The organism is Cesiribacter andamanensis AMV16, from assembly GCF_000348925.1.
GTDB lineage: Bacteria > Bacteroidota > Bacteroidia > Cytophagales > Cyclobacteriaceae > Cesiribacter > Cesiribacter andamanensis.
The window spans coordinates 1-5,001 of record NZ_AODQ01000199.1 but is presented as its reverse complement, the minus strand read 5'-3'; the positions used below and the strand labels follow the sequence as shown (position 1 = coordinate 5,001).

Here is a 5,001-nt window from a genome sequence, read left to right as displayed (position 1 = left end):
GCCCCCAGTATCAAAGAAGCCCAAAACCTGGGCGAGATCAAAAAAGAGCTGCGCAAACGGGGATATACCGTGCCCCTGATTGCCGATATCCACTTCACCCCCAATGCCGCCGAGCTGGCCGCCCGCCTGGTGGAAAAAGTGCGCATCAATCCCGGCAATTATGCCGATAAGAAGAAGTTTGAGCTGCTGGAATACTCCGATGCCCAGTACGCGGCCGAGCTGGAGCGCATTCGCGAAAAATTCATCCCCCTGATAAAGATCTGCAAGGAGCATGGAACGGCCATGCGCATTGGCACCAACCACGGCAGCCTCTCCGACCGTATCCTGAGCCGCTATGGCGATACCCCCCTTGGCATGGTAGAGTCGGCCCTGGAGTTTTTGCGTATCTGTGAGGAGTTTAAGTATTATGATATTGTGCTGTCCATGAAGGCCAGCAACACCCAGGTAATGGTGCAGGCCTACCGCCTGCTGGTGCAAAAGCTAGAGCAGGAGGGTTTGCAGCCTTACCCCCTGCACCTGGGCGTAACCGAAGCCGGCGATGGCGAGGATGGCCGCATTAAATCAGCCGTAGGCATTGGCACCCTGCTGGAAGATGGTCTGGGCGATACCGTTCGGGTATCCCTCACCGAAGAGCCCGAAGCCGAGGCGCCGGTAGCCGCTGCCCTCATTCGGCGCTACGCCAGCCGGGCGGATCATAAACCCATACGGGACGTTGCCCATGTTCCCATAGACCCCTTTAGCTACCATCGCCGCGCCAGCCGGCAGGTAGAGAATGTGGGCGGAGGCCAGGTGCCCCGCATACTGGCCGACCTGAGCAGGCTGCAGGAGGTAGGAGTAAAGGACCTGAAGGCCATTGGCCACTTTTACCTGCCCGAGCTGGACAAATGGAAGATGAACGACCTTGGGGCTGACTATGTCTACAGCGGCGATCGCCCCATCGCTTTTATGCTACCCAATGGCCTGCGGGAGATCCTGAACTTTGGCGCCTGGCAGAAACAAGCCGATAAGAAAACATGTTACCCCCTTTTTAGCGCTGCCCAGTACCTGAACCACCGCGGGCTGGGCCATCCAGAGCTCAATGTGGTGCGCCTGAATGCCGCTGAGAATTACGCCGAACTGCTGCCCCTGCTGCGGGATGATGCCACTGCTGTGCTGCTGCTGGAAACCCCAACAAGCATGCAATGGCCGAGCTGCGCCGTTTTTTTTCCTGCTCATGAATGAAGGGGTAGCCGCACCGGTCATTATCCATACCACCTACAGCCAGCTATCGGCCGATGAGCTGCAGCTCTGGGCGGCAACCGATGCCGGCGGTCTGCTGATCGATGGCCTGGGCGATGGCCTGATGCTGAGCCTGGACTATGCCGAGGCGCCGCAGCCCGAGCAGCGCCTGCAGGACCTGCGCCGGCTCAACAACCTGGGCTTTGGTATTTTGCAGGCGGCCCGCACCCGCATGACCAAGACCGAGTACATCAGCTGCCCCAGCTGTGGCCGTACGCTCTTTGATCTGCAGGAAACCACTGCCATGATCCGTCAGCGCACTGATCACCTCAAGGGGGTAAAGATTGGCATTATGGGCTGCATAGTTAATGGGCCAGGCGAAATGGCCGATGCCGATTATGGGTATGTAGGCAGCGGCAAAGGAAAAATCACCCTGTACAGAGGCCAGGAGGTGGTTGAGCGGAACGTTCCCTCTGAGCAGGCTGTTGATAAACTGATCGGCCTTATCCGGGAAGATGGCCGATGGATAGAACCCGCAACAGTAGATTACGCATAAGTGTATGGAAAAAAAGAAAGAGGAAAGCTGGCGCGATTATTTTGCCCTGGGCGAAGTGGCCGGATATTTTTTCAGAAAAAAAGATCCCAGCCGCCCCCGCAATTTTAATCTGCGCATGATGCACGGAATCAACAAGATCAGCATACTGATGTTTTTGGCAGGCCTGATCTACATGATCTTAAAGCGGGTGATGTAACCCGCTTTTTTTATTATTTCGCTTTCTTTTGTTACATTTGACGGATAGTGGCTGTACTATGATAAACTATCTGGCCTTAGGTGATTCATACACAATAGGAGAGGGCGTGGCGCCGGAAGAGCGCTGGCCTGTGCTGCTCCAAAAGCGTCTGCAGGAGCAGGGGATAGCGCTGAGTGATCCCCGCATCATTGCCACTACAGGCTGGACTACCGCTGAGCTGCTGGCGGCCATAGAACGGGAACAGCCCACCAATACGTTTGATCTTGTAAGCCTGCTGATTGGGGTTAATAACCAGTATAGGGGCTATGATCTGGATATCTTCCGCACCGAGTTTACCAAACTGGTACAAAAGGCCATTTACTTTGCCCGCAAAAAGCCCGAAGGGGTGGTGGTTGTTTCCATACCTGATTGGGGCGTAACCCCCTTTGCAGCAGATAAGGGGCCGGAGCGCATTGCAGGGGAGATCGAACAGTACAACCGCCTCAAAAGGGAAATATGCCAGCGCCTGGATGTGCGCTTTTATGACATTACCCCCCTGAGCAAACAGGCAGCAACCGACAGCGGCCTGCTGGCAGAGGATCAGCTACATCCCTCGGGCCGTATGTATGCCCGCTGGGTAGAAACTATTTTACCCGATGTAGTAAAACAATGCAAACTATTGAAGAAAGTATAGACTTAAAGTTTACCTTTAATCGTTGGTAAACAAGAGCGCTGGTAAACAAGTGCTTAGGGATTTGAGGAGATAGGGCAGTGGAGAAAAAGCATGCGGCTCTCCTGATTCTGGGTGGTAGCGAATGTAGCAGGCAGCAAGGCCGTTATTAATCGGCCGCACTGTATGTAGGATATTCTTCCAGATTGCGCTGAATCTTCCCTAAAATTCTCAAACCTTTGCACAAACTGCCCAAACGGCAGAAAGGACACATATATGAAGGGTATACGGGGCTTATTTTTACTGCTGACACTGCTTGCGGTGTTTTCTGCCTGCCAGGAGCGGATGATCTGCCCTGCCTACCAGTCTACCTTTATTTTTGATGAAGAGGTAAGGTACCAGCTCTTTACTAAATTTGAGGCCGACAGCATGCCCAAGCAGTATGCCGGCGTAGACAAAAACCTCTTTGGCCTGATCAAAAAACAACCAAGGAAGAAAAAGGAACGCCAGATGGCCATTGTAGCCATGCGCAACATCCTGCCCCTGTTGTCACCGATAGCCTGACCACCTCAGCTACCGACATTGCCCCCCTCCGCAGAGAACTGGAACAGGAATAGGGTATTGCGTTTAATCTGCCTTATTAGCACGTTATCATAAAAAAGGCAGCCTTTTGAAGAGGCTGCCTTTTTTTGTGTCGTATAGTGCTTGATCTACACCACAATGTTTATGATGCGCTTGGGCACAACAATGATCTTTTTGGGCGCTTTGCCCTCCATCCATTTCTGCACAGGCTCGGCAGCCAGCACTTCCTTCTCGATCTCGGAAGGGGGCATATCAGCAGCAAACTGCATTTTGTGGCGCATTTTGCCGTTAATCGAGATGGGGTACTCTACACTCTCCTCCACCAGATAGGCCTCGTTCACTTCGGGATAGGCCGCTACGACCACAGAATCGGTATGGCCCAGCAGCTGCCAGAGCTCCTCGGCAATGTGCGGGGCATAGGGTGCTACAATCCGCACCAGGTCTTCCAGCACCTGGCGCTTGTTGCATTTCAGGGCGGTTAGTTCGTTTACGCAGATCATAAAGGCCGCCACACTGGTATTGAAGGAGAAGCGGTCAATATCTTCGGTTGCCTTTTTAATGGCCGTATGCATGACCTTCAGCTCTTCTTTGGTAGCAGGCTCGTCCGATACGGCAAAGCTGCCCCCTTCGTCGTGGAACAGGCGCCAGAGCTTGCGCAGGAATTTGTAGACCCCATCGATGCCCTGCGTGCTCCAGGGCTTGAACTGCTCCAGCGGTCCCAGAAACATCTCGTACAAGCGCAGGGTATCCGCACCGTAGCGCTCTATCACCTCATCGGGGTTTACCACATTGTACTTCGACTTGGACATTTTCTCCACCTCAGAGCCACAAATGTACTTGCCTTTCTGAGAGCCGCTCTCTTCCAGGATAAATTCGGCATTGGCCAGATCGGGCCGCCACTGACGAAATGCCTGCAGGTCCAGTACATCGCCCTCTACCAGGCTTATCTCCACATGCAGGGGGGTAGTATCGTAGTTATCCTTCAGGCCGTATGACACAAAGGTATTGGGCTTGCTGTTGAGGCGGTACACAAAGCTGGAGCGGCCCTGTATCATGCCCTGGTTGATCATTTTCTGGAAGGGCTCCACCACGGTGATCTTGTTGATATCGTAGAGGAACTTGGTCCAGAAGCGGGCATAGAGCAGGTGGCCGGTGGCATGCTCGGCCCCCCCTATGTAGAGGTCTACTGCCTGCCAGTATTCTTGTATGTCCTTATCTACCAGCTCATGCCCATTGTGGGGGTCCATATAGCGCAGGAAGTACCAGCTGGAGCCGGCCCAGCCGGGCATGGTGTTGGTCTCCAGGGGGTACCCATCGCGGGTTTTCCAGTTGCGGGCGCGGGCAAGGGGAGGCTCACCGCTTTCGGTGGGCAGGTAGGCATCTACCTCGGGCAGACGCAAGGGCAGCTCGTCATCTTCCAGCAGCTGAGGCATTTCATCCTTGTAGTAGACGGGGAAGGGCTCGCCCCAGTAGCGCTGCCGGCTAAAGATGGCATCGCGCATGCGGTAGTTGATACGTCCGCGGCCGATCCCTTTCTTCTCCAGCCAGTCTACTGCTGTGCGGATGGCGTCTTTAACATCCAGCCCATTGAGGAAATCGCTGTTGATGATGGTACCTTCCTTGGCAGCATAGGCTTCTTCTTCTACATTGCCCCCTTCTACAACGGGGCGAATGGGTAGGTTGTAGTGTTTGGCAAACGCCCAGTCCCGGCTGTCGTGGCCCGGTACGGCCATTACGGCGCCGGTTCCATAGCCGGCCAGCACATAATCGGCAATCCAGATGGGAATGCGCTCGCCGCTG

General features: G+C 54.5%; 4 protein-coding genes and 1 pseudogene. 4 read left to right on the top strand and 1 reads right to left on the bottom strand.

All coding sequences use genetic code 11. The features are described 5' to 3' along the window. From ispG to ADICEAN_RS20165, 4 genes and pseudogenes are all read left to right on the top strand, one after another. A pseudogene (gene ispG, locus ADICEAN_RS20180) lies at positions 1-1,774 on the top strand ((E)-4-hydroxy-3-methylbut-2-enyl-diphosphate synthase); the annotation flags it as partial. Between the two features lie 4 nt (positions 1,775-1,778). Next, entirely contained in the window at positions 1,779-1,970 is a 192-nt protein-coding gene (locus ADICEAN_RS20175; RefSeq protein WP_009197524.1) for a DUF6728 family protein, read from the top strand. A gap of 58 nt (positions 1,971-2,028) precedes the next feature. Next, entirely contained in the window at positions 2,029-2,643 is a 615-nt protein-coding gene (locus ADICEAN_RS20170) for an SGNH/GDSL hydrolase family protein (RefSeq protein WP_009197523.1), read from the top strand. 252 nt (positions 2,644-2,895) lie between these two features. Then, complete coding sequence (locus ADICEAN_RS20165; protein WP_009197522.1) at positions 2,896-3,183, top strand: hypothetical protein; 288 nt, start codon at positions 2,896-2,898, stop codon at positions 3,181-3,183. A 146-nt stretch (positions 3,184-3,329) separates the two neighbouring features. Here ADICEAN_RS20165 and ADICEAN_RS20160 read toward each other — a convergent pair. Next, a partial coding sequence (locus ADICEAN_RS20160) for a class I tRNA ligase family protein (RefSeq protein ID WP_040398523.1) occupies positions 3,330-5,001 on the bottom strand: 1,672 nt, incomplete at its 5' end.

Coding starts and splice junctions, on each gene's coding strand:
- ADICEAN_RS20165 (WP_009197522.1), top strand. CDS start 2,896: ATGAAGGGTATACGGGGCTTATTTTTACTGCTGACACTGCTTGCGGTG.
- ADICEAN_RS20175 (WP_009197524.1), top strand. CDS start 1,779: ATGGAAAAAAAGAAAGAGGAAAGCTGGCGCGATTATTTTGCCCTGGGC.
- ADICEAN_RS20170 (WP_009197523.1), top strand. CDS start 2,029: ATGATAAACTATCTGGCCTTAGGTGATTCATACACAATAGGAGAGGGC.